This window comes from Streptomyces sp. NBC_00341, assembly GCF_041435055.1.
GTDB lineage: Bacteria > Actinomycetota > Actinomycetes > Streptomycetales > Streptomycetaceae > Streptomyces.
In genome coordinates, this window is record NZ_CP108002.1 from 61,795 (window position 1) to 84,210 (window position 22,416).

At 69.1% G+C, this 22,416-nt stretch carries 23 protein-coding genes and 2 pseudogenes; 16 read left to right on the forward strand and 9 right to left on the reverse strand.

Annotation, left to right across the window (positions count from 1 at the left end):
- Nucleotides 1-2 precede the first annotated feature (2 nt).
- From OG892_RS00265 to OG892_RS00315, 11 genes are all read left to right on the forward strand, one after another.
- The gene (locus tag OG892_RS00265) at nt 3-941 is read left to right on the forward strand and encodes a carbohydrate ABC transporter permease (protein WP_073738948.1); all 939 of its coding nucleotides are present in this window, start codon (nt 3-5) and stop codon (nt 939-941) included.
- The gene (locus OG892_RS00270; protein WP_328868233.1) at nt 931-1,767 is read left to right on the forward strand and encodes a carbohydrate ABC transporter permease; all 837 of its coding nucleotides are present in this window, start codon (nt 931-933) and stop codon (nt 1,765-1,767) included. The genes OG892_RS00265 and OG892_RS00270 overlap by 11 nt, the downstream gene beginning before the upstream one ends.
- Before the next feature lie 83 nt (nt 1,768-1,850).
- Complete coding sequence (locus tag OG892_RS00275; protein WP_371628163.1) at nt 1,851-2,663, forward strand: sugar phosphate isomerase/epimerase family protein; 813 nt, start codon at nt 1,851-1,853, stop codon at nt 2,661-2,663.
- Nucleotides 2,660-3,403 (forward strand): SDR family oxidoreductase, encoded by a 744-nt coding sequence (locus tag OG892_RS00280; RefSeq protein ID WP_328868235.1) that lies wholly within the window; start codon nt 2,660-2,662, stop codon nt 3,401-3,403. The genes OG892_RS00275 and OG892_RS00280 overlap by 4 nt, the downstream gene beginning before the upstream one ends.
- A gap of 190 nt (nt 3,404-3,593) precedes the next feature.
- Complete coding sequence (locus tag OG892_RS00285) at nt 3,594-4,388, forward strand: SDR family oxidoreductase (protein ID WP_328868236.1); 795 nt, start codon at nt 3,594-3,596, stop codon at nt 4,386-4,388.
- Nucleotides 4,385-5,692, forward strand: a complete 1,308-nt coding sequence (locus OG892_RS00290) for a Gfo/Idh/MocA family protein (RefSeq protein WP_371628164.1) — start codon at nt 4,385-4,387, stop codon at nt 5,690-5,692. Before OG892_RS00285 ends, OG892_RS00290 begins: the two co-directional genes overlap by 4 nt.
- Before the next feature lie 67 nt (nt 5,693-5,759).
- The gene (locus tag OG892_RS00295; RefSeq protein WP_371628165.1) at nt 5,760-6,080 is read left to right on the forward strand and encodes a hypothetical protein; all 321 of its coding nucleotides are present in this window, start codon (nt 5,760-5,762) and stop codon (nt 6,078-6,080) included.
- Nucleotides 6,077-6,841 (forward strand): SDR family oxidoreductase, encoded by a 765-nt coding sequence (locus OG892_RS00300; RefSeq protein WP_371628166.1) that lies wholly within the window; start codon nt 6,077-6,079, stop codon nt 6,839-6,841. The genes OG892_RS00295 and OG892_RS00300 overlap by 4 nt, the downstream gene beginning before the upstream one ends.
- A gap of 11 nt (nt 6,842-6,852) precedes the next feature.
- Nucleotides 6,853-7,104 carry a fumarylacetoacetate hydrolase family protein gene (locus tag OG892_RS00305; RefSeq protein ID WP_371628167.1) on the forward strand — a complete coding sequence of 84 codons (252 nt, stop codon included), beginning with the start codon at nt 6,853-6,855 and terminating at the stop codon, nt 7,102-7,104.
- The gene (locus OG892_RS00310; RefSeq protein ID WP_328868239.1) at nt 7,101-8,141 is read left to right on the forward strand and encodes an L-idonate 5-dehydrogenase; all 1,041 of its coding nucleotides are present in this window, start codon (nt 7,101-7,103) and stop codon (nt 8,139-8,141) included. Before OG892_RS00305 ends, OG892_RS00310 begins: the two co-directional genes overlap by 4 nt.
- Nucleotides 8,142-8,768: 627 nt before the next feature.
- The gene (locus tag OG892_RS00315) at nt 8,769-9,386 is read left to right on the forward strand and encodes a hypothetical protein (RefSeq protein WP_073738799.1); all 618 of its coding nucleotides are present in this window, start codon (nt 8,769-8,771) and stop codon (nt 9,384-9,386) included.
- Here the strand turns inward: OG892_RS00315 and OG892_RS00320 are convergent.
- Nucleotides 9,331-9,876: pseudogene (locus OG892_RS00320) on the reverse strand (transposase); the annotation flags it as partial. The gene OG892_RS00315 and the pseudogene OG892_RS00320 sit on opposite strands and share 56 nt — an antisense overlap.
- A gap of 81 nt (nt 9,877-9,957) precedes the next feature.
- Between OG892_RS00320 and OG892_RS00325 the strand changes: the two are divergent.
- Nucleotides 9,958-10,470 (forward strand): DUF1877 domain-containing protein, encoded by a 513-nt coding sequence (locus tag OG892_RS00325; RefSeq protein ID WP_371628168.1) that lies wholly within the window; start codon nt 9,958-9,960, stop codon nt 10,468-10,470.
- A 385-nt stretch (nt 10,471-10,855) separates the two neighbouring features.
- On the opposite strand, the gene OG892_RS00330 is transcribed toward OG892_RS00325, so the two are convergent.
- The 4 genes from OG892_RS00330 to OG892_RS00345 form a co-directional block, all read right to left on the reverse strand.
- Nucleotides 10,856-11,191, reverse strand: a complete 336-nt coding sequence (locus OG892_RS00330) for a M1 family aminopeptidase (RefSeq protein WP_371628169.1) — start codon at nt 11,189-11,191, stop codon at nt 10,856-10,858.
- A gap of 45 nt (nt 11,192-11,236) precedes the next feature.
- Nucleotides 11,237-12,289 carry a M1 family aminopeptidase gene (locus OG892_RS00335; protein WP_371628170.1) on the reverse strand — a complete coding sequence of 351 codons (1,053 nt, stop codon included), beginning with the start codon at nt 12,287-12,289 and terminating at the stop codon, nt 11,237-11,239.
- 37 nt (nt 12,290-12,326) lie between these two features.
- Nucleotides 12,327-13,214 (reverse strand): M20/M25/M40 family metallo-hydrolase, encoded by an 888-nt coding sequence (locus tag OG892_RS00340; protein ID WP_371628171.1) that lies wholly within the window; start codon nt 13,212-13,214, stop codon nt 12,327-12,329.
- A 536-nt stretch (nt 13,215-13,750) separates the two neighbouring features.
- The gene (locus tag OG892_RS00345) at nt 13,751-13,915 is read right to left on the reverse strand and encodes a hypothetical protein (RefSeq protein WP_371628172.1); all 165 of its coding nucleotides are present in this window, start codon (nt 13,913-13,915) and stop codon (nt 13,751-13,753) included.
- A gap of 266 nt (nt 13,916-14,181) precedes the next feature.
- On the opposite strand from OG892_RS00345, the gene OG892_RS00350 reads away from it, so the two are divergent.
- Complete coding sequence (locus OG892_RS00350) at nt 14,182-15,627, forward strand: FG-GAP and VCBS repeat-containing protein (RefSeq protein WP_073738795.1); 1,446 nt, start codon at nt 14,182-14,184, stop codon at nt 15,625-15,627.
- Nucleotides 15,628-16,457: 830 nt separating this feature from the next.
- Here the strand turns inward: OG892_RS00350 and OG892_RS00355 are convergent.
- Nucleotides 16,458-17,033, reverse strand: a complete 576-nt coding sequence (locus tag OG892_RS00355) for a TetR/AcrR family transcriptional regulator (RefSeq protein WP_073738794.1) — start codon at nt 17,031-17,033, stop codon at nt 16,458-16,460.
- Nucleotides 17,034-17,102: 69 nt separating this feature from the next.
- Between OG892_RS00355 and OG892_RS00360 the strand changes: the two genes are divergently transcribed.
- Nucleotides 17,103-17,996 (forward strand): NADP-dependent oxidoreductase, encoded by an 894-nt coding sequence (locus OG892_RS00360; protein WP_073738793.1) that lies wholly within the window; start codon nt 17,103-17,105, stop codon nt 17,994-17,996.
- A gap of 438 nt (nt 17,997-18,434) precedes the next feature.
- Here OG892_RS00360 and OG892_RS00365 read toward each other — a convergent pair whose 3' ends face one another.
- Both OG892_RS00365 and OG892_RS00370 read right to left on the reverse strand, forming a co-directional pair.
- Nucleotides 18,435-18,644: a hypothetical protein gene (locus OG892_RS00365; RefSeq protein WP_073738792.1), complete on the reverse strand. Its 210-nt coding sequence runs from the start codon at nt 18,642-18,644 to the stop codon at nt 18,435-18,437.
- A gap of 16 nt (nt 18,645-18,660) precedes the next feature.
- Nucleotides 18,661-19,035, reverse strand: coding sequence for a hypothetical protein (locus OG892_RS00370; RefSeq protein WP_371628173.1), 375 nt, complete (start codon nt 19,033-19,035; stop codon nt 18,661-18,663).
- A gap of 330 nt (nt 19,036-19,365) precedes the next feature.
- Between OG892_RS00370 and OG892_RS00375 the strand changes: the two genes are divergently transcribed.
- Complete coding sequence (locus OG892_RS00375; RefSeq protein ID WP_371628174.1) at nt 19,366-21,309, forward strand: DUF6461 domain-containing protein; 1,944 nt, start codon at nt 19,366-19,368, stop codon at nt 21,307-21,309.
- Between the two features lie 215 nt (nt 21,310-21,524).
- A pseudogene (locus tag OG892_RS00380) lies at nt 21,525-22,139 on the forward strand (transposase); the annotation flags it as partial.
- A 53-nt stretch (nt 22,140-22,192) separates the two neighbouring features.
- Here the strand turns inward: OG892_RS00380 and OG892_RS00385 are convergent.
- Nucleotides 22,193-22,411, reverse strand: coding sequence for a ferredoxin (locus OG892_RS00385; RefSeq protein WP_079193667.1), 219 nt, complete (start codon nt 22,409-22,411; stop codon nt 22,193-22,195).
- Nucleotides 22,412-22,416 lie beyond the last annotated feature (5 nt).

The following is a 22,416-nucleotide window of genomic DNA, read 5'->3' on the forward strand; positions in this document are numbered from 1 at the left end:
CGATGGCTGTCGGTACCCCGCCCGCCACAAGCACACCCGTACCGCTCACACCCGCTACCGCTCCGCGCCGACGCAGCCGTGAGGCGCTCACCGCCTGGCTGTTCCTCCTGCCCAGCCTGATCGGCTTCGTCGTCTTCACCGTCGGCCCGGTCGTCGCGGCAGGCGTGATCTCCCTGCTGGACTGGAACCTGTTCAGCTCGCCCACCTGGGTCGGCCTGCGCAACTTCGCGCGCCTCGGCCCCGATCCGACGTTCTGGTCGGCGCTCGGCAACACGGCGTACTTCACGCTGGTCAGCGTGCCGCTGACGATCCTGGTCAGCCTGGCACTGGCGTTGCTGCTCAATCAGGGAATCCGGCGGATCGCCGTCTTCCGGTCCCTCCTGCTGTTGCCGTACGCGACCATCACGGTCGCGGTGGCGTTCGTCTGGATCTGGCTCTACATCCCGCACGACGGCCTGGTGAACACCGTGCTGGGATGGTTCGGCATCAGCGGTCCGGCCTGGCTGATCTCGGACAACTGGGCGATGCCGGCCCTGATCGTCATGAGCGTGTGGAAGAGCTTCGGCTTCGGCATGGTCGTCATCCTGGCGGGGCTCCAGACGATTCCGCAGCAGCTCTACGAGGCCGGACGCGTGGACGGTGCGTCGCCGTGGCACAGCTTCCGGCACATCACGCTGCCGATGCTTTCCCCCGCACTGTTCTTCGTCGTCGTCACGTCGGTGATCGGCTCGTTCCAGGTCTTCGACCAGGCCCTGATCATGACGAACGGCGGACCTGGCACCCGGACCACCACGCTGGTCATGTACATCTACCAGACGGGCTTCAAGAACTACGACCAGGGGTACGCCGCCGCGCAGTCGCTGGTGCTGTTCGCGTTCATCGTGCTGATCACAGCGGGCCAGTTCCTCTTCCAACGGAAGCTGGTGCACTATGACAAGTGAGACCAAACCTGTTGTCAGGCGCAAACTAGTCGTCTTCGCCTGTTTCCTGGTCACGGCGGTCACGCTGATCCCGGTCGTGATGATGGTGCTGGTGGCGTTCCAGTCCGACGACGAGTCGATGGCCGCGAAGCCGTCGTTCTGGCCGAGCAGCTGGCACCCCGAGAACCTGACCCGCGTCTTCGATCTCGTCCCGCTCGGCAAGTACCTGCTGAACACCATCTACTTCGCCGCCGGGACGACGATCCTCGAAACGGTCACCGCGGCGCTCGCGGCGTACGCGTTCGCCCGGCTGAACTTCCCCGGCCGCAGCTGGCTGTTCGGTGTCTACCTCGCCACGTTGATGATCCCGTCGCAGGTGACGCTGATCCCGCAGTTCGTGCTGGTCGCGAAGCTGCACGCCATCGACACCTGGCCGGGCATGATCGTGCCGCACGCGTTCACCGCGATCGGGGTGTTCCTGCTCCGGCAGTTCTTCCTCGGCATCCCGCGCGACTACGAGGAGGCGGCCCGCCTCGACGGCGCGAACCGCTGGCAGGCGTTCGTCCGCGTGATCGTGCCACTCGCCCTGCCGGCGCTCGCGACCCTGGCGGTGTTCAAGTTCATCGGACAGTGGAACAACCTGCTCTGGCCGATGATCATCTCGAACAGCGACGCCACCCGCACCGTCCCGGTCGGCCTGCAGGTGTTCCAGGACATCAACGGCACCCAGTGGAACCTGCTGCTGATGGCGGCCACCGTCACCACGATCCCCCTGATCATCCTGTTCTTCCTCACCCAGCGCTGGTTCGTCCGCGGCATCACCATGAGCGGTCTGGGAGGCCGTTGACGCCGGATCTCCGGCCCGCCCCCCCCCGGCCGACCGTGCGCGAGCCGACCGCGCCGTGCCCCTCAAGAGAAAGGCAGCACCAGATGCAAACGGTCCTGTTCACCAAGCTGTTCGGCGACCGCGAAGTCGCCGAGACCGTCGACACGATCGCAGGTCTCGGCTTCGACGGAGTCGACCTCCTCATCCGGGACGGATTCACCGCCTCCCCGACGAATCCCGCCGACATCTCCAGCGCGGTCTCCCGCTGCCGCGAAGGCGGACTGTCCGTCCCGCTGGCGACGACCGACCTCAGCGATCCCGCGGCCTACCCGGCCGAGTCCGTGCTCGAAGCCTGCGCCGCGGCCGGGATCGGCACGGTTCGGCTCGGCTACTGGAAGTACGACCCGAACATGCGGGTCACCGAGCAGATCGACCGGGCCAGGCGCGATCTCGACGCCTTGGGCGACCTCGCGGAACGAGCCGGTGTCCGGCTCGCGCTGCAGCTGCACGGCGGCACCGTACACAGCTCCGGCGCGCTCGCGCACCGGCTGCTCGACGGGCGCGATCCGGCCACGTTCGTCGCCTACCCGGACCCCGGGAACCAGGCGGTGCAGGAGGGGCGGGAGAACTGGCGGCTGACCTTCGACCTGCTGGCCACCTGGCTCGGCTGCGTAGGAGTGAAGAACGGCGGCTGGTACCCGGCCGCCCCCGACCCGAGCGGCCGTCGGGCGTGGGCCTCCGACTGGTTCGGACTCGCCGACGGCATGGTCCCGTGGCCCGAGATCATCGCCCACCTCCGAGCAGCTGACTTCGACGGTGTGCTCACCCTGCACAGCCACTACGCGCTGCCCTACGCACAGGCGCTCGACCAGACCCGGACCGACGTGTCGTACATCCGGCGGCTGGTGACCGGATGAGCCTCCCGCCTCCGCGGGGCCCGCTGAGCGGGCACACGATTCTCGTCGCCGGCGCCAGCAGCGGCATGGGACGAGCGACCGCGCAGACGCTGGCCGGACTCGGTGCCGACCTCGTGCTCGCCGCCCGGCGGGCACCGGAGCTGGCCGAAGTGGCGGACCGCCTGCGCGGCGGCGGCACACGCGTGCTCGACGTCCCCGGCGATCTGGCCGGCCTCGACGCGGCACAGTCTGCCGTCGAACGCGCCACCGCGGAGTTCGGCGGACTGGACGCGGTGGTCAACTGCGTCGGTGCGAACGTGACCCGACGCTCACTGGACACCCTCTCCGAGAGCGACTGGCGTGAGCTGTTCCGGGTGAACGTCGACGCCGCGTTCGCCCTGACCAGGGCAGCGGTCCCCGCGCTGAAGCGGCGCGGCGGCGGGGTGCTCGTCCACGTGTCGTCATCGGCCGCGAAGAGGCCGGACCTGTCCGGCGTCGGCTACCAGGCGGCCAAGGCCGCCGTGGCCGCACTGGCCCACGCCGCCATGGAGGAGGCTCGCGCCGACGGTGTCCGGGTCAGCGTGATCTACCCCGGATTCACCCGGACCCCGATGATCGCCAAGCGTCCGACGCCCCCGACGGCCGATCAGCTGGCACACGCGCTGCAGCCGGAGGACGTGGCGGCGATGGTCGCCGCGATCCTGCAGCTTCCACCTCGGGCGTACGTACCCGAGCTGATGCTCTGTCCCAGCCGGTCATGACCGCCCTACCGAACGAGAAGACAGCCCCCGGCACGCCGTGCCGAACGCCGTTCACCCGCCGCACATCGCCGGACAGACACCCGATACCTACCCGCTTCAGGAAGAGACGAATGATGCACGAGATCAGCCGACCGCTCGAAGGCGAGCCGTCGCACTACGAAATGATGGACGATCAGGCCGGGAGGCAGGCATGAGCCGGACACCGACACACGGACAGACAACCGGGCTCCGCTCGTTGAACCTCCAGGGGCGCAGGGCCCTGGTGACCGGCGGCGGTACGGGCATCGGAGCGGCGGTCGCGATCGCTCTCGCGGACGCCGGCGCCGACGTGGCGCTGACCTACAAGACCCACGACGGCCACGAGGTCGCCGACCGGATCGCCGCCACCGGAAGGCGGGCGCACGCCGCGCCGCTCGACGCCACCGACCCAGCAGCCGTGGAAGCGGCGGTCAGCACCGCCGCCGCACAGCTCCAGGGCCCGATCGACATCCTGGTCAACAACGCCGGCGGTCTCGTGGGCCGGCACAGTCTCATCGAGATGCCCGACGAGCACTGGCACACCGTCCTGAACCTGAACCTCACCAGCACATTCCTCGTCACCCGTGCCGTGGTGCGCCAGATGGGCCCGGGAGGCGGCAGGATCGTCAACATCAGCTCCCAGGCCGCACGCAACGGTGGCGGACCGGGCGCCTCGGCGTACGCCGCGGCCAAGGCGGGCATGCACGGCCTCATGCTCGCCTGGGCGAAGGAGCTCGGCGCGCGCGACATCACCGTCAACACCATCGCGCCGGGCTTCATCGGGGACACCCCGTTCCACGCGACCTTCACACCGCCCGAGTCCCAACGCGCGGTGATCGAGGCGACACCGCTGCGCCGAGCCGGTGTACCCGAAGACGTCGCCGGCGCGGTGCTGTACCTTGCGTCCGACCTCGGCGGGTTCTGCACCGGCGAGATCATCGACGTCAACGGAGGTGCGTACCTGTGACGCGCCCAACTTCGCCGGTGCGCGCGGTCCTCGTCGGCGCCGGACATCGCGGCGTGCTCTACTCGCGCTACGCGCAGGTCGCGCCCGACCAGCTGACGATCACAGCGATCGTCGAGCCCGACCCGACGCGCCGAGAGAGGTGGGGCGCGGAGTTCGACATCCCCCATGCGGCCCGGTACGCATCGCTGACCGACCTTCCGGACGCGGGCGTGCTCGCAGAGGCGGCGATCGACGCAACGATGGACCAAGACCATGTGCACACCGCCACCCGGCTGCTCGCCGCCGGTTACGACGTGCTGCTGGAGAAGCCCACCGCACAGAGCGCTCCGGAACTCATGACCCTGGCGCAGGCGCAGCGGACGTCCGGGCGGACCTTGATGGTCTGTCACGTGCTGCGCTACGCACCCTTCTACAGCGAGGTCAAGCGCCGCATCCTCGCCGGCGAGATCGGTGAGCCCCTCAGCATCGAGATGGCCGAGCACGTCAGCTACGACCACATGTCGATGGCGTACGTCCGAGGCCGCTGGGCCAACTCCGAGCAGTCGGGCTCCTCGATACTGCTTGCCAAGTGCTGCCACGACCTGGACCTGATGACCTGGTTGTGCAACGCGGCAGCCCCGGTCCGCGTCGCCGGCTCCGGGTCCCGTGGCATGTTCATCCCCGAACGGGCGCCGCAGGGTGCGGGCACGCGGTGCCTGTCCGACTGCTCGATCGAGTCGACGTGCTCGTACTCGGCGCGTCGGCTCTACGTCGAGCTGAACAAGTGGCAGGAATACGTCTGGGAGCAGGCCGAGCACCTGAGCCCGGACCCTGACCTGGACCAGAAGCTCGAATCGCTGCGCACCGACAACCGCTACGGCCGCTGTGTGTGGCGCGCCGACAATGACGTGCTCGATCGCCAGACCGTGAGCGTGGAGTTCGCCGACGGTGTCCTCGGATCCTTCGTGCTGGCGACCAACACCCCGGCTTCGAGCCGCACGCTCCACGTGGTCGGAACCGCCGGTGAGATCTCCGGCGCCCTGGAGGAGGGGACGCTCAGGGTCCGCCGCATCCGCACCGACGCGGCTGCTTCGTTCGACGAGGAGATGGTCAACACGTCGGTGACCGACGACATGCACGGTGGCGGTGATCACTTGCTCGTTGCGGACTTCGTCCGGGTCGTGCGCGGAGAGCCGGCCAGCGTGTCGAGTACGCAGTTCGCCGACTCGGTCAACGGCCATCTGCTGGTCTTCGCCGCCGAACGCGCGCGACAGCAGCACCGCTGGGTCGAGCTCGCGGAGCTGCAGACCGCGATCGACGCGTGATGCGACGCGCCATCGGACCGTCTCGGAGCCGGGCGCCGATACGGCCCACGAGAAACCAGGAGCATTGATGATGGGCGCCGACATGGGCTACTCGGCCTGCGGCTGGTACGGAATCGGGGCCGGTTCCCCGACCCTGATCTCGCCGGTCGTCCCGGGTCTGGTGACCGCCGTCATCGCGGGCGCGATCGGCTTCGGTGCGAACACCGTGCTCGGCGCCCATCGCACTCATCGCGGCACTCATCGCGCCCCGCTCCCGGAGGTCTCCGACAACAAGTACCGGCACCTCGGGGCGGCCGTCCCGGCCATCACCCGCGAGACCGGGGGAGGCGTCCTCACGAGGCTCAGTGACGCGCTGATCAACCAGCACCCGACGGAGGCAGCACGATGAATCTGTTCAACCTGGCCGGGCGGACCGCCCTCGTCACCGGCTCCAGCCGCGGTATCGGGTACGCCCTCGCCCAGGGTCTGCTCGAAGCGGGCGCCCGGGTCGTCGTCCACGGGCGCGGCGTCGAGGCGGCGGAGGCCGCGGCGGTTCGGCTGCGGGAGATCACCGGCGGCGAGGTGCGGGTGGCCACCTTCGACGTGACCTCCCCGGACGAGGTGGACTCGGGGATCGGGCGGATCGAAGAGGTCTGGGGCACCCCGGACATCCTGGTCAACAATGCCGGCATCCAGCGCCGGGCGGCCTTCACCGAGTTTCCGATCGCCGACTGGAACGAACTGGTCGCCACCAACCTGACCAGCGCCTTTCTGGTAGGGCAGCGGGTCGCCCGCGGCATGGTCGCCCGTGGCAGCGGCAAGATCGTCAACATCGGGTCGGTCCAGAGCCGACTGGCACGGCCCGACATCACCCCGTACAGCGCCACCAAGGGGGGCATCGTGATGCTGACCCAGGGCATGTGCGCCGACCTCGGTCCGCACGGCATCCAGGCCAATGCCCTGGCCCCCGGCTACTTCGCCACCGAGCTGACCGAGCCCCTGGTCGAGGACGTCGACTTCAGCGCCTGGGTCGCTCAGCGGACACCGGCCGGCCGGTGGGGGCGGGTGCACGAACTGGTCGGCGCACTGGTTTTCTTGTCCTCGTCGGCCTCGGACTTCGTGAACGGGCAGACGATCTACGTCGACGGTGGCATGACGGCGGTGGTGTGATGATCATGGATGTGCTGCCACGGCCTCTCACCGGGTTCGCGCAGAACAAGCCCCTGAACGCCCATCCGCTACCCCACCGGACCCGGCACAAGCCGGTGCGCTCCGCCATCCGCATCGAAGGACCGCTCGTGATGCCACTCGTCCCCGGCGACGCCATCCCGACTGGCACCCCCGGCACTGTCGTACCCGTCCAGCCCCGTGACGTCGTCGAGATCCTGGTCGACGGCATCGGTACGCTCTCGAATCCGGTGGTCCGACCATGACTCCTCCTGTCTCGTCCCCGGCTGTCGTCGTCCACGCTGCGGACGACCTACGGATCGACGACGTTCCCGTCCGGACCCCCGAGCCCGACGAGGCCGTGGTCGAGATCGTGTACGGCGGCATCTGCGGCTCCGATCTGCACTACTGGACGCACGGCGCTGCCGGCGAGTCGATCCTGCGGGCACCGATGGTGCTCGGTCACGAGGTAGTCGGCATCGTCGCGTCAGCGGCCACCGACGGGTCCGGCCCCGGTATCGGTACGAGGGTCGCGGTGCATCCGGCCTCCCCGGCCGGCCAAGGGGCCACCCGCTATCCGGCCGACCGGCCGAACCTGTCACCGGGTTGCACCTACCTGGGATCTGCGGCCAGGTCTCCGCACACGGACGGGGCGTTCATCCGATACGCGACCTTGCCGAGCCGGATGCTCCGGGCGCTGCCCGACGGTCTGGCCCTGCGGACGGCAGCCACGGCAGAACCCGCGTCGGTGGCCTGGCACGCCGTCTCCCGGGCCGGAGACGTGACCGGCAGGACGGCTTTGGTGGTCGGTGCCGGGCCGATCGGTGCGCTGGTCGTCGCCGTGCTCAAACGGGCGGGCGCGGCGGAGATCGTCGTGGTCGACCTCCATGATCATCCGTTGACGGTAGCCAGGGCACTGGGCGCCACCCGGACCCTGAGCGCCACCGACACCGACGCGATCGCCGCGGTACAGGCCGACGTGGCGATCGACTCCAGCGGCAACCACCACGGTCTGGCCGGCGCCATCCGCGGCACCGCCCGCGGCGGACGGGTGGTGATGGTCGGGCTGCTGCCGGCCGGCGATCAGCCGGTGCCGATGTCGGTGGCCGTAACTCGCGAGCTGGAGCTGGTGGGCTCGTTTCGGTTCAATGACGAGATCGACGAGGTGATCGCGGCCCTTGCCGACGGCAGCCTGGTGGTCGACGCGGTGATCACCCACGAGTACCCGATCAGTGAGGCGCTGGAGGCCTTCGCAATGGCCAAGGACGCCTCGCGGTCGTCGAAGGTGCTGCTGCGGTTCTGAGTACCCGGTATGCCACCACGGCCCCCGGAAAGTGCATCTCTGCGGGGGCCGCTCCTTCCTGAACGTTTCCGGCTGCTCATCCGTCATAGCAACACCACTCAGAGGGGACGGTTCATGAGAGGACGCCTACGCCCCGTGCCGCTCAGCGTCCGACGCCGGCGATGCCCGGAGCCCCCGATTCCACAGAAAGACGCGATAGGCCTGGCGACGACATTGACGTTCCGCGCGTGCGGGCGGTCCTGGCCCTGGGAGGCGTTGCCCTGGGACCACCTGGACGATGGGGTGCAGGAGGTTCGGCTGAAGCTGCTGGAGCAGCAGGCCGGGCCCGGACGCGCAGCGGTCCGCAATCCGTCCGCGTGGAGCGGCGTCGTCGCCTCCCGCGTCGCAGCGGACCGGCAACCGGTCGGGGAAAAGGGGACGGTGGTCTGCAGGCGCGCCTCGCCGCCCGCTGGGCGAGACAACCCGCCACGGAGCATGAGGACGAGCAACGAACCCTTGCTCTCGAAGTAGCCACTGGACTCGCCGGCCTGCCGGCCCACCACCGACAACTGCTGACGCTGCGCCAGCCGACTGCATGCGGCCGTAGGTGCCTTGCGCACACAACTCAGCGAGACGAGGTGATCTACGATGACTCGACCGACTGAGGACGAGGAGAGCCGGCTTCGCCGAGCGTTTTCGCTCATCGGCGAAGCTGTGGCCGTCCCGGAGTCCGCCGAGGAATTCGGGCAGGGCGAGGCACCGCGGAAAAGGGCATCCTCCCGGCCGACACGGAAGAGGGGACGAACGGTCCTCTGGACCGCGGCAGCTGCATGCGCGGCCGTCCTTGTCATTGGGGTGGCTGTCGCAGCGAGTGGCGGCTCTTCGGCCCCCTCTGCCGGCGGGACGACCCGCGGACAGACATTCCCCGAGCTCTTGGCGTGCTCGAATAGCATCGTTGAGGGCACCCTGAAAGATGTCCGCGCTGTCAGCAACGGGCGTGTGCGGGTGACCATGTCGGTGGACCGATGGCTCAAGCCCGAGAACGGACTCGACACAGCCACCTTCGCCCTGGCCGACCCCACCGTCAGAGACCCGGAAGAGGCTTACGGCCGGGGCGACCACGTGCTCATGGTGATTCCGTCGAACCATGACCAGATCGCGACAACCTTCCCCCTCCAGGGGCAGGAAATCCCAGCGACCCGTGACCGGATCATCCGCGCGCTGCCAGGAGTAACCGCCGCGGACTGCCCGACCGCCTTCCGCTGACCCGGCGTGTTGGGTGTGGAGCGTAAGGGACCCGCCAGGCGCCGGCCCGGCTCGACGGTGCCGGATGGCGCCGCCTTGCGGGCGGGTGTCCGAGGTCCTGGCAGAACCCCCTGCAGGCGAGGAGGCGCCGCCGGCCGGGATGGCCGGTGAACGGCCTGCGCGTGTCGCCGGGGAGCCAGGCGAACGTCCGTTTCACCAGCCACCTTTTCTGCTGCACCACGGAGCCCGCGGTAGCGTCGGTGCGTCTGACCACCGTCAGCGCGATGCGCAGCACGTCGCGAGCGAGGTCGACCAGGCGTCCGGGGTAGCCGCCGTCGGCCCACACCGGCGAGATGCGCCAGTACCGTTCACGGAGCCGCTTCAGCAGCGTCCGGCCGGCGTCGCGGTCGGTGACGGGTGCGGCGGTGACCATCACGGTCAGCACGAGCCCGAGGGTACCCACGGCGATGTGGCGCTTGCGGCCGTTGACCTTCTTCTTCCCGCCGTCGAACAAGATCGGGATGACAGCGGCTTCCCGTACTGGAGTTTAATTCGCTGGTGAGCGGCGAAGCCCGTCCCGAACACTGCTGCCATGGCAGTAACGCAGCAACTCGCACGAGTGACGACGGAGTACTTGATTTTCTGCCGACAGGCAGCAGAGGTCTCGCCGGACGCCAACCCCCAGTGGGACCCGCCGAGAGCTGACTGGATCGATCTCGACTGGTCGCCCGCGTCCCTCCGGCAACTCCTCAAGCTGGCCAAGGTCGGACCGGCGGCGGTTGCGGCACTCGAACGGTCCACCAACGGCGATGCGCTGATCGATGTCTCCTACCTCGACCATGACGATGCCGTGGGCACCTTCGGTCCTCCGCCCAGAGCCGTCGCCCCCGCCGCGGTAGCGGAGATAGCCACCACACTCGCTGCGGTCGACTGGGAGGCTGTCATCGCGGCGCTGCCGGCGGGCGCCCAAGAAGCAGCAACTGCTCTGGGAATGAGCATCACCGGCGACCCTCGGCCGTACCCCACCGGCCACTTCGAGGCACTCCGCACCTTCTACCAACAGGCGGCTGAACGGCGGCTCACCGTCGTCCTGTGGTGGGACTGAGCCTGGCCTGGAACAACGAAGAGGGTCAAGATTCTGCGGATCGTCCTCATTGGCTTCGGAGCGGCTTGGATTCTCGTTCGAGCGGCAGGCCTCGTGATCGGTATGACATCGGCTTCTGAAAGTGAAGGAAGCCAAGTGGACGCGGAGGGCGGCTTGATGGTCTTCGTCTCGTTCGACGAGACCGCCCTCGCGGCCGCCGACAGCGACCGCGTTGCTGTCGGGGCGAGCGTCTTGGGCCCGCCGCTAGCCGTGTCCGGGGCCTGGAGCATGCCCGTCACATCCGTACGCTGCCCGCCACCGGCGGCGACCACCTGCCCGTCGCCGGCGGCGACCACCTGCCCGTCGCCGCCTCGGTCACCCTGCACCGACCGGCACCCCCGGCAGATCACCGAAGACGGCCGAGGCTTCCGGGGTACAGGTACTTCCGTTCCGGGACGGTGGTGCCGTGTGCCCAGGCGTCGAAGAATCCGGTGAGGTCCGGCCCGCCGGAGATCTTCTTCGCGAGTGCTTCGAACTGGGGCCAGGTGGCGTTGCCGTAGCGGTGCTCCTTCTGCCACTGCCGGAGGGTCCCGAAGAAGGCGGCGTCCCCGATGGTCCGCCGCAGGGCGTGCATCATCATCGACCCCTTGTCGTACAGCGCCGGGTCCAGCTCCTTGCCCTGGCCCGGGTCGTAGAGCTTCACGTTCCAGAAGCCGGGGTCCTGTTCGCTCTGCTCCACCATGCCGGCGTAGAAGCCGGTGTCGAGGTCGGCGCCGCCCTTCTCCTCTCACAGCTGGTTGGCGTACTGGGCGACGCACTCGGCGATGCAGCCGTCACGCCAGTCCGAGAAGGAGACGCTGTCGCCGAACCACTGATGGGCGTACTCGTGCACCATCGAGGCATCGAACATCATCCCGCTGTACGTCGGACGGCTCTGCGTCTCCAGCGCGAGGGGGCCGTTGCCGCCCGCGTCGGCTTCGCCGTTGATGACGATGCCACCGGCCGAGGAGAAGGGGTACGGGCCGAACTTCGAGGCCAGGAAGCCGATGATCTCCGGGAGCAGCGCCTCGGACTCCGGGTCGATCACGGCGCCGGGGCTGTAGGCGTTGATGACCGGGGTGCCATCGGCCAGTTTCGACGTGTGCACCGTGAACTTGTCGATGGCGAGGGTGCTGAGGTAGGTGGCGAGCGGCTTGTCCTCGTACCAGCGGAAGGTCTTTCTCCCCTTGGCCGGGGAGGTGGTCGGGCCGGGGCGGCCGTTGCCGATCACGGTCCAGGTGCCGGGGACCGTCGCGCTGAGCCGGAACGTCGCCTTGTCGGACGGGTGGTCGTTGGCCGGGTACCAGACGGTGGCGGAGTGCGGCTCGCCGGTCACGCTCACCCCGCCGTTGGTGAGCCGGTGCCAGCTCTCACCGACAGGCTTGCCGGAGTAGCGGACGCGGACCGCGAATTTCGCGCCCTTGGCGATCAGGCCGGCCGGGGTGATGACCAGTTCGTGTGCACCGCTGCGGGTGACGCTTCTGACGGGAACGCCGTCGACAGTGACCGAGCCGACCCGGAAGCCCTCCAGGTCCAAGTGGAATCGGTCGAGCCTGTCGGTGGCCGTGGCGGTGACCGTGGTGTCGCCGTCGAGGTGGCCGGGGCGGGCCGGGTCGTAGGCCACGCGGACGTCGTAGTGGGAGACGTCGTATCCGGGGTTGCCGTCGTCGGGGAAGTACGGGTCCCCCACACCGGACCCGCCGCCGGTGGTGGCCGCGGAGGGCACGGCGGTCAGCAGCACGCTGCCTGCCAGGATGCCCACCACCGTGGGGTATCGGTGCCGTTTCGTCGTGCTGCGCATAGGTCCTGCTCCTGACCGTAGGGGTCGTGGTCGGTGATCAGTGGGTGGCGAGCTGCCAGGTCACGCCGAGAACGGCGTTGGTGCTAACGGTCTCGGTCCCGGGGTCCACGTTGTCGATGCGGTCGCATGCGTCGTGGAGGCAGTTGCCGACGCCGGTGGTGAAGCCGGAGACCGGGATTCCGGCGTCGCCGAACGACTCGTGGTCCGAGCCGCCGATGCCGATGTCGAAGGTGGGCAGGCTCTTGGCCGCGAAGTACGCCTCGAACGCGTCCGTGGCCCTGGGGTCGTCGTGGACGACGAGCCACTGCTGCACGTTCTTGCTGCCGGTCATGTCGAAGTTGAGGTAGACGTCGATCTTCTTCCGTCCGGCGGCGGAGAGCTTGTGCACATAGTCCTTGGAGCCGATCAGGCCCTGCTCCTCCGCTCCCCACCACGCGAACCGCAGATGCCGCTTCGGCGCGACACCCGCCCGCGACATCGCGACGGCGGTGGCGAGCACGGCGGCCGAGCCCGAGCCGTTGTCGTTCATACCGGGCCCGGCCTCGACGCTGTCGAGGTGGGCGCCGACGAGCACGACGTGGTCCGGGTCGCCTCCCGGCAAGTCCGCGATGAGGTTGTGTCCGAGGACGCCGTTGTGCGTGAAGGGCCGCAGGCTGGTGCGGAAGCCCGCCTTGTCCAGTACGCCCTTCACATACGCCAGCGACTCCTGGAAGCCCTTGGTGCCGTGGGCGCGGTTGCCTCCGGTGCGGTCCGCGATTGACTGCAGCGCCCGCAGGTGCGGCATGACCTGCTCCGTGGAGACGAGGGGTATCCGTGGCGTCTTCGGAGCGGTGGGTTCGGCCGACGCGGCGGCGGGGACGGCGACCAGTGCCGCACACAGACCGAGTACCGCGGCCGTGTGCCGCATGCGGCTGAGTATCTTCATGCGTGACTCTCTCCTTGAGGGCAAGGCGGGATCTTCCGGCGTGGAGCCGGAAGAAGAGAGAGTCGCTGGGTGATGTCAGAAAACTGTCAGAAACCTGTGGCCGCGCAGTAGTCGTCATCCGGGGGAACCACGCGCTCCGTGCAGCGGCGGATACCGCCGATCGCCCCCGCACCGGGAGCCTTCCTTCAGCGTGGCGCGGTCGAACGGTCCGCTCTCCTCGAAGAGGCGCGCGACGCGTTGGAGGCGGCCGGGATCAACGAGGCCCACGGCGGGGGAGTCCTGGCCTCGGCTCGTCCCCGCGATCGAACAGTGCACTGCGTTCTTGCCGGCACGTTAGAGGGACCACCCCGGCTACAGCGACTGCGGTCCCGTTCCCAGGACAGGGGGACGGATCAGCGCCGGACCATCGTCGGACCATCGTCGGCGGCGAGGCGGTCGGGGCACGTCGCCTCCCCACACCCACGGGCCGTCAGGGCGGCTGAAGGCAGGCGCGTATGAGGCCCTCCCGCCCGGTCCGTATGTGCTGTGAGAGGTGATCAGGTGTGCGCGGCGGTGGTGATCTCCTCTTCCGTCCAGCCGGTCACCTCGATCAGCCGCCCGTCCAGCGGCCCACCGGTCAGCTCGCGGTAGTCGCCGCCGGGCTGCGGCCCGGCCGCCGGCTCATCTTGCTCGCTGCCGTACACCCTCGGTCCCTGTGTCACGCGACCGGTCTGGTGCGACGCGGGGTCCACCAGCACGGAGCCGGCGCGGCCTCACCGGGAAGAGCCCTGCCCACTGCACATGACGGCACACCTGTCCCGTACAACCCTGAGGGCCCACCAACAGTCCATACCTGCACCGAACGACGTGGGTGCATGCGCGTACGCGTCTGAACGCCTGCCCACTCGCGCACCCGCGCCGACGGATCAACCGATTTCCGAATGCCGTACCACCGACATCCGGCCTGCCGCAGGAGAAGAAGACCCACATGCACCAGAGCCTCCGTATCGCCACCGCTGCCGCCACCGCGGCCGCGTTCACCGGCGCGCTGCTCGTCGCCGGTGCGGCCAGCGCCTCCGCCGCGCCTTCCGGGCTGCAGGGCGACTTCAACGGAGACGGCTACCGCGACCTCGTCATAGCCGCGCCCATCGGTAAGATCTCGGGCAAGGAAGGGGCCGGTTACGTCACGGTCGTCTACGGAACCAAGAGCGGCCTCGACAAGTCCAAGCACACGGTCATCAGCCAGGCCACCGCGGGAATCCCCGGCACTCCGGAGGCCAGTGACTACTTCGGTGACCGGCTCACCACGGGCGACCTCGACGGCGACGGGTACACCGACCTCGTGGTCGGTGTGCACTCCGAGCGGATCGGCTCCACCGACTCGTCCGGTGTCCTCACCGTCATCTGGGGCGGGGCGACCGGCCTCAAGACCGGCACCGACATCGCGTCCCCGCTGCCCAAGTACCGGAACGAACTCGGCTGGGCCCTGGCGGCCGGCGACTTCGACGGCGATGGACACACCGACCTCGCCGCCGGTAGCAACTCCACCCCGAGCCTGAACATCTTCAAGGGCCCCATCTCCCGTACCGGCAAGGCCGCTGCACTCGTCGGCATCGACACCACCGCCGCCACCGGCATCTACCCGGACAAGCTCGTCGCCGGCAACGTCAACCGGGACGGCGCGGCCGACCTCCTCGTCATGGGCCAGCAGGAGAGCGGCAACACGTACGCCACCCGCAGCGTCCTCTACAAGGGCAGCTCCACCGGCCTCAAGGCGTCGAGCAAACTCGCGGGCGGCTACACGGCGGCCATCGCCGACGTCGACAAGGACGGTTACGGGGACATCATCACCGGCAACTTCATGGAGAAGTCAGCCGGGGAACCGAACGGCGGTCCGGGCGGTGCGGTCACCGTGACGTACGGAAGCGCCTCCGGACTCTCCACCCGGACCCCTGTCCGGATCACCCAGGACACCGCCTCGGTCCCGGGCACCGCCGAGAAGAACGACCACTTCGGGTGGAGCGTGTCCGCGGGTGACACCAACGGCGACGGGTACGCCGATATCGCAGTCGGCGCCCCGGGTGAGGCCCTCGGATCAAAGCAGTCGGCCGGCACGGTCACGGTGCTGCGCGGCTCGGCCAAGGGACTGACCGGGACCGGCTCGAAGAGCTTCTCCCAGGACACAGCGGGGGTCCCCGGCGCCGCCGAGGCCCGTGACGAGTTCGGCGGCTCAGTATGGGCCACGGACAGCAACAACGACGGCCGTGCGGAACTGGTGGTCGGTGCCGCCGCGGAGAACAACGGCGTTGGTTCGGTCTGGCTGCTCAAGACGGGGGCCAGCGGTATCACGGCGACCGGATCGACGTCCTTCGGACCGGGATCGGTCGGCGGGCCTGCCGGGATCTCCTACTTCGGCGACAACTTCGCCAACTGATCGCTTGGGCTCTGACGGAGCCCTTGGGCCCGGGTCGTGCCCACGTACGCTCAGGTTCTGCCCCTGTGCGTACGGTGGTACGTCCCCGCCCCCGGCCGGCCGCCCGGATGTTCGCAGCCACGACCATCGCCTCCCCGAGCGCCGCCCGGCACAGCAGCGAGCCGAGACTCACCCTGCGCACCCCCAGTTCGCCGAACTGGGCGACCGAGGGCCGGCACGTGGTCGACCCGGACCGCGCTATCCCGAGCCCGCCCGCCGTCGACACCGTGCGGCTGCGGACACCCCGTCCGTTGCGGAGGGGCCGCCAGGTCCCGCTGGAGGTGGAGCGAGTCGATCTGCGACTCTCCGGGAATCCCCCAGGGGGCCGAGTCATCGTGCAGGACGTAGAGGCAGCGCTTCCAGGAAGTCCGCTCGCGGCGCCCGCCGCTACGGCGGTCCGGTTGCCCTCCTGACGGCCGCGACGACGTTCAGCGCAGGTGAGATGTTCGCCCAGGTCCTCATCGACCGGCCCGGCGGGACCGTCCACATCGGGGCGAACAAGTAGGGCGTCTTCTCCGACACGCCGCACGCCGCCCGACGGCATGGCGGTCTGGCTTCCGAACGAGGAGTTCCTCACCCGCCGGGGAGAGACCTTCGACGGCGCGGGAATCCCGCCCCACATCCGTACACCGGTCTTCACCGAGGCGGAGTTCGCGACGGACCGGGACTCGGCCTTCGACGCGGCGGTCGCGTGCTCCGGGACCAGAAGCTGTCGTGAGGCGCCACGCGCCCGTTCGGCGTGTCGTGGAACAGGGACTGTGCGGGGCCGCCCCTGGGGAATGACGGACCTGCTAAGGGGAGGTGACGCGCCACGCCGCCTCGATCATTTCGAAGATCTCGTCCACCGCGGCCTGCGGATCGGGCGCCTCGCGGGCCAGTGCGTACGCGTCGATCACGAACCTCGCGATCGTCCGGCAGGCCGTTGTGGTCCGTGCCAGGTCAGGATCGGCGGACATGGCCGTTGCCAGCGTCTCCGCATGGCGCAGCCTCATCGACTCCTCGTACTCCCGCAGAGCGGGGGACCCGACGACCATGTCCCAGACCGGGGCGTTGCCGTCTGCGGTGCAGTGGCGCACCAGGGCGTGGATCTCGCGGCGCAGCGGGGGGAGGAGTGGCTCGTGCGGCGCCCGTCCGGTGACCGCCTGGGTGAGGCGCTGCTCGAAGTCCGTGTCCTGCTCGAACACCAGGGCCTCTTTGGAGGCGAAGTGGGAGAAGAGGGTGGTGACGGCTACATCGGCTTCGGCGGCCACGTCACGGATGCCCACCGCGTCGTACCCGCGTTCCATGAAGAGCCGGAGGGCGGTGTCGGCGATCTTCTGGCGGGTCGCGGCCTTCTTGCGCTCACGGCGTCCGGACTCAACGGTCATGCGTTGACACTAGCAGGTAGTAAATGCTAACCGTTTCAAAAAGCTAACCGTTAGTGTTATGTTCCCGGTATGAAGAAAGTGAACTTCGCCGAGTTCGGCGGTCCGGACGTCCTGCGACTCATCGATGCCGAGGAGCCCCACGCCGGCCCCGGCCGGATACGCGTCGCCGTGAGGGCGGCGGGCGTGAACCCCGTCGACTGGCGGATCCGGGAAGGACAGGTTCTGGGCGCCCACCCGACCGAGTTGCCCGCCGGAGTCGGGCTGGACGCCGCCGGGGTCGTGGACGAGGTCGGTGAGGGCGTCGACGGGATCGAGATCGGCGACCACGTGTTCGGCGAGGGCTCCAGTACGTACGCCGAGTTCGCCGTCCTGTCAGCCTGGGCCCGGATGCCCGAGGGGCTGCCGTTCGAAGAGGCGGCCGGGTACCCCTCCGTGATGGAGACCGCGCTGCGCGTCATCCGCGAGGTCGGTGTGCTGCCGGGGCAGACGCTGCTGGTCAGCGGTGCGTCCGGGGGAGTCGGGTCGGCGGTGCTGCAGATCGCCCGCGACCGTGGCATCGCGGTGATCGGCACGGGAAGTGCTTCGTCCCAGGATTATCTGCGGGGCCTGGGCGCCCTCGCCACCACGTACGGCGAGGGCTGGGCCGAGCGGGTGCGGCAGCTCGGCCGGGTCGACGCCGCTCTCGATCTGGCCGGTTCGGGAGTGATCCGCGAGCTCGTCGATCTGACGGGGGATCCGCAGAAGGTCGTCTCCATCGCCGATCTTCGCGCGCCGGAGTCCGGGGTCCGGTTCTCCGGCGTGGCCGGGAGCGTGCCGGAGGCGCTCGCCGAGGCCGCCCGTCTCATCGCGCGAGGGAAGCTCCACATCCCGGTCGAGAAGTCGTACACGCTCGCCGAGGCCGCAACGGCCCACATCGACAGCCAGGCCGGCCACACGCGCGGGCGTCGGGTCATGGTCGTCTGACCGGCTCCACGCGCCAGCCGTGACCGGGAGGGGACGGGCACGGATGGGGACCTGGCGCGGTTGCGAGCCCGGTAGGCGAAGGTGCCCGGCGTACGCGGTGCACGCACGCCGGGCTCCACCTGGCCGTCTGCAGGCTCGAAGCCATCGAGCCGTTGGCCGAGTTCGGGTAGGGGCAGGGATCTCCTTGTGGATGCCCGGTTCAACGGCGGGACGAGTGGGGAGCCGGCCAGGTGCCGGGGCGTCGGTGGCCCCGGTGCTGCGGCTGGCCGGTACCTGCGGCTGCCGGCCAGCGCGGCGAACACCTTTGGTGACAGGGGAGCATGTGTGCTGGTGGTACGGCATGTCGGGCCGTTGTCGACCTGTTCCACGACATCTCAGCCCCTGACCCGCTCCCGCTGCTCCGTGCCTTGATCAACTCACCTCGACATACCAACAAGATCAATGAGCAGAGTCCCCGCGCTCAGACTCCCACCTGGGGCCCGTCACGAAGCGGCTCAGCCGATAGGTGGCCGGCAGCGCCAGGCGCCCGCACAGCGTGTCGATCCGGATCATCGAATCGTCGACTCCTGCTTCTCGGATGTCGCGCAACCGTATGTGCAGCTCCGCCTGGTCCCGAGTCTCAACAATCACTTCCCACTCGGTGATCATTTGCCAGATCCACGGCCTAGTAGTCGGCGGAGTAGTTAAGGAAGTTGGCGACGGCGGGTACGGCGCGCCGACGTCCGAGTTTCTGCCGGAGGTCGTTGAGGGTGCTGGTGCCGCGTGGGGAGGTGACGCCTCCCAGGCGGGCGACGGCGCTGTGGGAGGCGTCTATGTCGCCGAGGGCGAGATGGGCCTCGGCGAGGCGTGCGAGGTAGATGGAGTGTCCGCGGGGGAGGGCGTCGCCGGTGCATGCCTCGCCCTCACTGCGGTGGGCGGTGGAGACGTCCTGGAAGTGCGTGAGGGATTGGCGGCGGTTGCCAAGGTTGAGGGCGGAGCTGCCCAGGAGCCGGTGGGTTTCGCCGAGGCCCCTGTTACCTACGGCATGGTCCGTGCGCACATCGCTACTTTGCGCGGGGCTCCATCCGGGCCGCCGCCCCGGCCGCCGACGGTGCGGCAGGTGACCGGCTGGATCACTCGGCATCCCGCGACTCTGACCGAGGTAGACCGCGCCGGGGTTGGAGCTGAAGCCGGTCACACCTCTACATGGAGGAACTCACCACGCGAAGAGCGGCGATACGTCCCAGGCTGGGGCCGGTCCGGGCCTTCCCTCAACACCCACTGCGCGTGGGTTGCCAGGCCAGGTACGCCCGTTGTCAGTGCCGTGCAGCAGAATCCGCTTCACTGACTCCGTCGTGGCCACGGCACCCGGTACGAGAAGAGGACCCCTGTGCGTTATCTGCTCCAGTTCGACCGTCTCCATCCGGACGAACAGCTGACGTCCCCGTCGGGGAGGTTCGTGCTGCGCTGCGACTCGGCAGGTGTCGCCGTGGTCACGGACACCGACCGCGACCGGGTCGTCTGGCGGGCGGGTGCGGCCGGACGACTGCTGCTCGGACACGGCTACGAGGTCGTCGTAGAGGCCGGGGAGGACTACGAGACGGTCTGGCGCTCGGGCTTCGCCATGCCCGGTGCGCGGTACCTGATCCTCACGGACTCCGGCGAGCTGGAACTCGTGGACGGCTCGCACGTTCGGGTGGCCAACATACGCACCGGCCCCATCCACGCTGTGCCCCTCGGGGATGCGGCGCCCGCGGCTGCCATCACCGCGGATGCGTATCTCGTCCGCGACGGGAAGATCCGCCGGACCGTGGCCCGTGAGCAGGACGGATGGCTGAGGATCTGTGAGAGCTGGACGGGCGGGGGCGGAAGCTATGCGCTGACCAGTCCTCTGGTCGACTGGCTGGAGCAGGAAGGCACCGTGCTGACCTGGCGCCTGCACATGGCGGGCGGTTCGAAATCCAAAGGCTGGATGCTGTGCCTGGTCGACTCCGACGGCACGGTCCTGTGGCACGAGGGCACCCAACGCCCTCATGAACCGGTCCCCCTGGGAACGCCCTACGCCTACGGCGGACCCGCGCTGGAGGCGGGAGGGCGCCTGCGTAACCAGTCTCTGACGTCTCCCGCCGGTACCCACACTCTGGTCCACCAGGGCAACGGTGACCTGGCTCTGTACTGTCACACCGAGGATCGTGCCGTGTGGACTACCGGCACCGAATGGGTGGACGGTGGATGGGCCGAGCTCTCCGAGAACGGCGACCTGTCGGTCCGTAACACCCACGGCGCCCGGGTGTGGAGCTCTGCCACGGCCGGTTCAGGGGCCCGCCGCCTCGTGGTCCGTGACAACGGTCGTGCCGAACTCCTCGACATGGACGGCCGGTCGATGTGGTCGACAGGCACACACACGTCATGCGACGGTCCCGCTGTCGACACCCCGCGGGGCGCGGTGCTGCGCCGGGGGCAGACGCTCGGACGGCACTCCCTCACCTCCCCCGACGGAAGCACGGTGCTTGGGCACTGGGACGAACGGCGTCTCGTGCTGTTCGGGGCGAACCACACCTGGCTCTGGTACGCGCACCTCGGCGAGACGGCCCGGCCAGGACTGCACCTTGACGAGGACGGCATGCTGCGCGTTCTTGACGACGAAAGCTCTCCGCTGGGTGGGCCGGCCGACGAACTGCGTGTAGAGGAAGGCGAAGTGATCCTGTGCCGTGCCGACGGCACCGTCGTCTGGCGCAACGGCGAGGCGGTGGCCGAGCCCACCGTCGTTCCGGAGGAGCCGGCCGAGGACTTCGAGGCATGGATGGAGGAACTGACAGGCCAGGTCAGTTACTGTGCGACCGTCGTGCACGACACGACGCCCGACGAAGCCCTGACCCGGCTGGGAGCGGACCCGGCGGGCATCCGCACCGGCACCTGGAACGACCTTCGCACCCAGAGCGAGATCGACGGCGCCAGCGTGGAGGACGTGCGTGTGGCCGCGTTCGCCCTTGGCCCGCACACCCTGGTCGTCGAGGACAACGGCCTGTTGGGAATCGGTAGCCCGGCGCTGTCCCAGGGCACTTTCGCGGTCTCCAACTACAGCAGTGTCAACGCGGACACCTACTTCGTGGTCCACCGCGACGGCGAGACGGTCGCCGACCACTCCGACAACGGCAGTGAGGAGCCGACCACACCAGAGGTCGAGGCGGCCATGGCAGCGATGGGCTCAGACGACCCGCTGGACGCCGCCTTCCAGGACGGCCTCGAACTCCTCTGCCGGACGGCGGGCGTCCGCCCGACGGTCGCGGACGTGACAGGGGAAGCCCGGTTCACGATCATTGCGGCGCCCTGAACAAGGCACCGGATCATCCAGAGCACGGACAGCCTCACCTCCGCTCACGGGGAGCAGGATCCGGCGGTCCAGCGATCGCACAGCAACCGACCCTGCCCTGGCGGCTGATAGATCATTTGCGGGACAGCCCTTAGACATCGCTTCTTATGGCGTGCATGCTCGTTGGTCTGTGCATGACGGGTCTGGTTGAGCGGTTGGTGCCGGATGAGTTGTAGGTGTTGTTCCGGCGGGTGGTGCCGCCTACGGAGGTGAGGCGTCCGCAGGGTGGGGGTCGGCGTCGGGACGGCGATCGTGAAGTCCTGGCCGCGATCGTCTTCGTGGCTACCTCGGGCTGTACGTGGAGGCAGCTCCCGCCGGTGTTCGGCCCGGCCTGGCAGACGGTCTATCGGCGGTTCGCCCAGTGGACCGCGGATCGGGTTCGGGCCCGGCTCCACCCTGTGGTCCTGGACGAACTGGGGGCGCGGGGTGAGCTGGACTGGTCGCGGTGCGCGATCGACTCGGTCAGCGTTCGGGCGGCAAAAGGGGGCTTCTGACGGGACCGAATCCGACCGATCGCGGCAAGTTGGGATCGAGAATCCATCTGGTCACCGACCGGAACGGACAAGGGCTACGACTATGACCACCTGCGGCGATGGCTCTGCAAGCGCGGCATAGGCCCCCGCATTGCCCGGAAGGGCGTCGAGTCCTCCGCCCGGCACCGCTGGGTCGTAAAGCGATCCGTTTCCTGGCTGGCCGGCTGCCGTCGCCTGCACCGCCGCTACGAATGCAGGCCCGAGCACTTCCTCGCCTTCGTCGGCATAGCCGCGCCCCTTATCTGTCACCGCCGACTCGGGAGGCCGCCGAGCCGCCCGCAGGAGCCAGTCGACCGCCCTTCGGGGGCTGGTCAGTCGCGGCGGGGGCCGATGACGGAGGCCCCGTCGTGCACGGTGATCGCCAGGGCCGGGCAGATGTCGGCCGCGTCCAGGACCCGTTCGTCCGGCTCGGTCCCCTCGGCCCGCACGCGGGCGCGCTCACCGTCCAGTGCGAACACCTCCGGAACTGTTCCGGCGCACATCCCGGAACCCTGGCAGAGCTTCGGGTCGACGCGTACGTTCCAGGTCACGGCGC

What these genes read in the sequence shown, in the direction of transcription:
- OG892_RS00325 (WP_371628168.1), top strand. Translation starts at nt 9,958, where the DNA reads ATGGCAGTAACGCAGCAACTCGCACGAGTGACGACGGAGTACTTGATT.
- OG892_RS00340 (WP_371628171.1), bottom strand. Translation starts at nt 13,214, where the DNA reads ATGAAGATACTCAGCCGCATGCGGCACACGGCCGCGGTACTCGGTCTG.
- OG892_RS00335 (WP_371628170.1), bottom strand. Translation starts at nt 12,289, where the DNA reads ATGCGCAGCACGACGAAACGGCACCGATACCCCACGGTGGTGGGCATC.
- OG892_RS00275 (WP_371628163.1), top strand. Translation starts at nt 1,851, where the DNA reads ATGCAAACGGTCCTGTTCACCAAGCTGTTCGGCGACCGCGAAGTCGCC.
- OG892_RS00285 (WP_328868236.1), top strand. Translation starts at nt 3,594, where the DNA reads ATGAGCCGGACACCGACACACGGACAGACAACCGGGCTCCGCTCGTTG.
- OG892_RS00360 (WP_073738793.1), top strand. Translation starts at nt 17,103, where the DNA reads ATGAAGAAAGTGAACTTCGCCGAGTTCGGCGGTCCGGACGTCCTGCGA.
- OG892_RS00280 (WP_328868235.1), top strand. Translation starts at nt 2,660, where the DNA reads ATGAGCCTCCCGCCTCCGCGGGGCCCGCTGAGCGGGCACACGATTCTC.
- OG892_RS00310 (WP_328868239.1), top strand. Translation starts at nt 7,101, where the DNA reads ATGACTCCTCCTGTCTCGTCCCCGGCTGTCGTCGTCCACGCTGCGGAC.
- OG892_RS00350 (WP_073738795.1), top strand. Translation starts at nt 14,182, where the DNA reads ATGCACCAGAGCCTCCGTATCGCCACCGCTGCCGCCACCGCGGCCGCG.
- OG892_RS00355 (WP_073738794.1), bottom strand. Translation starts at nt 17,033, where the DNA reads ATGACCGTTGAGTCCGGACGCCGTGAGCGCAAGAAGGCCGCGACCCGC.
- OG892_RS00265 (WP_073738948.1), top strand. Translation starts at nt 3, where the DNA reads ATGGCTGTCGGTACCCCGCCCGCCACAAGCACACCCGTACCGCTCACA.
- OG892_RS00300 (WP_371628166.1), top strand. Translation starts at nt 6,077, where the DNA reads ATGAATCTGTTCAACCTGGCCGGGCGGACCGCCCTCGTCACCGGCTCC.
- OG892_RS00330 (WP_371628169.1), bottom strand. Translation starts at nt 11,191, where the DNA reads ATGGTGGAGCAGAGCGAACAGGACCCCGGCTTCTGGAACGTGAAGCTC.
- OG892_RS00365 (WP_073738792.1), bottom strand. Translation starts at nt 18,644, where the DNA reads ATGATCACCGAGTGGGAAGTGATTGTTGAGACTCGGGACCAGGCGGAG.
- OG892_RS00315 (WP_073738799.1), top strand. Translation starts at nt 8,769, where the DNA reads ATGACTCGACCGACTGAGGACGAGGAGAGCCGGCTTCGCCGAGCGTTT.
- OG892_RS00270 (WP_328868233.1), top strand. Translation starts at nt 931, where the DNA reads ATGACAAGTGAGACCAAACCTGTTGTCAGGCGCAAACTAGTCGTCTTC.
- OG892_RS00295 (WP_371628165.1), top strand. Translation starts at nt 5,760, where the DNA reads ATGATGGGCGCCGACATGGGCTACTCGGCCTGCGGCTGGTACGGAATC.